At 32.9% G+C, this 2,933-nt stretch carries 3 protein-coding genes; 2 read left to right on the forward strand and 1 reads right to left on the reverse strand.

The features are described 5' to 3' along the window. Both ES765_RS21965 and ES765_RS21370 read left to right on the forward strand, forming a co-directional pair. Nucleotides 1–196, forward strand: a 196-nt coding sequence (locus ES765_RS21965) for a hypothetical protein (protein WP_171017403.1), incomplete at its 5' end; no start/stop codon positions are given. 102 nt (nucleotides 197–298) lie between these two features. Continuing rightward, nucleotides 299–526 (forward strand): hypothetical protein, encoded by a 228-nt coding sequence (locus ES765_RS21370; protein WP_138116543.1) that lies wholly within the window; start codon nucleotides 299–301, stop codon nucleotides 524–526. A gap of 1,106 nt (nucleotides 527–1,632) precedes the next feature. Here ES765_RS21370 and ES765_RS21375 read toward each other — a convergent pair. Next, nucleotides 1,633–2,493 (reverse strand): PIG-L deacetylase family protein, encoded by an 861-nt coding sequence (locus ES765_RS21375; RefSeq protein WP_138116545.1) that lies wholly within the window; start codon nucleotides 2,491–2,493, stop codon nucleotides 1,633–1,635. Between the last annotated feature and the right edge of the window lie 440 nt (nucleotides 2,494–2,933).

A 2,933-nucleotide genomic window follows, 5' to 3' on the forward strand; every position in this document is an offset into this window, starting at 1 on the left:
ATCATTTCAAATAGCATTATCTCAGACCAAAGAGAAAAGGTATGTACAAGATGTTTTATTGAAGCAACAAACCGAAGTGGCTAAAACACTTAAAAACGGTGGTGTTTTTATGTTATGTGGCTCTATGTGGATATTAAATAGTTTGCGTTTTGTCCTTTATTTAAACTTTGAACTATGGTTTCTTAGTGTATCTTAAGAAGTACAATGAAGATATTATGAGCTTTTAGATTGATTCATTAACTTCCAATAATTATGAAAATTTAATTATTTAGTAAAGTTTAAATTAAAGATAAACAGGATGTCTGAATTAGAATTAAAGAATGGTCAAAGTTTTATATACGTGGACCAGTATGAAACTATGGAAGCTAATGTATGTTACACTAAAACAATAGAAGGTTTTAGAGCATTTAAAATTCGAATAAACGGTAAGCCAGTCGTTATTTCTAAAAACTTTAAAATCATCGATGATAAATTAACTGAATTGATTGTTAGGCATCAATTAACAAAAAGTTTAGATAAACGATGATATTTCTACAACTATAAACTCTTTAAAACTGACTGTCAATAAATTGTAGCGATGTTGATGACAATAAAAGTTCGAGGAACATGATAGTAGTTGTGATTCCTAGGGTTCATCTTATTTTTAATTTTTTTTATCCCATTCCCATACCTTTTTACTCAAATACTATTGGAAGATTTTATGTGAAAGTTGTTTCAGACTCAGTCGAAGCTTATTTGATTTTATGATAAAGTTCAAAAAATAGAAGGTCATATCAAGAATACAATTGAATAGAACATCTTTTGTATTCTTTCTATAGACCATTTGACAAAACCAATCTTTACGGTTTAAATGGGCATCAAGCCCGTACCAATAGGATTTTAAAGATTAAGCAATTGAATAAGAAAAATCCCAAAATGTTTTACCTATGTTTTACCTAATAAAAAAACCCAAGATCTAAATCTTGGGTTTCCCTTTGTTTACAATGTAGCGAGAGCGGGGCACGATCCCGCGACCTCCGGGTTATGAATTCAACTCTTAAATCACAAAATGCCTAAAAATGGCCTTTGTGGGATGCTATATTATAAAAATCGTGTTCCAAAACGTGTTCAGTTTCGTGTTCACTATTGTGATTAATAATTTAATTGCAATTTACAATAAGTTTTGATTTACATGGACGAAATGCGGCCTTTTAAGGCCTATGCATTCACCTAGTTAACAGGCTATTTTTATTCATAACTGTTTAGAATTATATAGCCTTTATTCAGGACGGGTCGTAATAAAGCACAATGGTTTGGCTAAACTGCGTTTTAATGTAGTTACGGTAATTGCTAAAGCATCAACGCAGGTGCCACTTAAAACCTCCAACCCAATCCATATCAAAACCCATAGGAAACTCAGTAGACACATACCTGGAGTAGTTTAACACCGTATTCATGCTCGGTCGTACCGATCGCACGAATGCTTCTTAATTTTAAACATTTAATCAAAAAGTAGCAGCATGACTCTTAACTAATTGTCCACTTTTTTGTTGCAAGTCCAATACAATATCGTTCCTTGGATAGAGAAGGGTGGTTGGGGTAATAAAAGTTCTTACTTATGTGGTCGCCAGTTTAAAAATGGCGGGAGCTGTTTTAATCCCGCGGAGCACGACCCATGGAGTCTGGTGCTCCTTGATGGTACCTAAACCTTTCAACTGATTTTCCATCGATTACTTTAATTCGCTTCCTGATGTTATTAAATAATTTTTCTTTTTCTGCAGCAGGATATTTTTCAATATCATGTCCCAGATAATTATTCCATCCTGATGTCCATTGACTCACATATTTGGAGCCTGCGTTGACACGTTGTTCTACGAAATCAGTAATATCTACGATGGTATTTTTGTCTGACACATTGCCTCCATAGAAAAGGAATTCAGGAATAACATGAGCCTCTAATTTGTCCTGTATAATATGTCCTTCATACATCAAAGGCCATTCTGCTGCTCTCACAGCATCAGCAGCTAAATACCCTGCCGCGCGATGATCACTTTTGTGCCAAACCTGATAATTATACCCAGGATCAAAAGCCATCAATACATCAGGTTTTAGCTTTCTTATATAATATACCAATTTACCAATAGCTTCTTCCTTATTTGCAAATTCGAGTCTTCCATCATCATAACCCAAATTAATATAACGATCTTCAGATAAACCAATCTGTTTCATTGCATCGAGTTGTTCAATACGTCTAATCTTCGCAAGGTCATTTTTTCCTAGTTTTGGATCCTTTGTTCCCACATTCCCGGCAGTCATGGTCAGGATATATATATCATTACCATTTTTGTTTAGCATAGCTAATGTGCCATGTGACTGATGGTCATCGTCAGGATGAGCCCCGATTAAAAGTACTGTCTTCCCTTTCCAGTTTTCAATTGCTTCCTTCGGTTGTGCAAACCCAATTAGTGAAGTGAAAATTAAATAGCTAGAAATTAATAATCTCGAAGTTTTCATCAGGATAAAGTTTATGTTGTATAGTAATATAAGTGTTTTCCTCTTGGGTCATTTGTAAATAATCAGCAATACCTTATATATTGCTTTTGTTTTACTATGTTTATTTTTAATATGGTTAAAAGTTATGAATATCTTGTAAGAACTCCAACATTATTCCAAAAGTGATTGCATATTACGCATTAAATTTTTCTTAAAAATTTAATCATGTGAAATAGTTGTTGTCTAATAAGTTAAGGAAATATTTAAATCATGATTTTATAAAAAGGATTTGCAGCAGACCTGAATTTTATATTTCAGGATTACACATTACAATAAATTATTAATTAGGCTTTTAATTAGTTGGTAAATAGTATTTTAAAAGAGCTCTATATTTTATATAAAGATAGACGTTTCGTTAGTCAACTGGAGTTTTATCCCCTGCTTTTAACTCTTATAACAGT

This window comes from Maribacter sp. ACAM166 (genome assembly GCF_005771495.1).
Classification (GTDB): domain Bacteria; phylum Bacteroidota; class Bacteroidia; order Flavobacteriales; family Flavobacteriaceae; genus Maribacter.

Excerpts from the sequence above, each read along its gene's own strand:
- ES765_RS21370 (WP_138116543.1), top strand. The coding sequence starts at position 299 with ATGTCTGAATTAGAATTAAAGAATGGTCAAAGTTTTATATACGTGGAC.
- ES765_RS21375 (WP_138116545.1), bottom strand. The coding sequence starts at position 2,493 with ATGAAAACTTCGAGATTATTAATTTCTAGCTATTTAATTTTCACTTCA.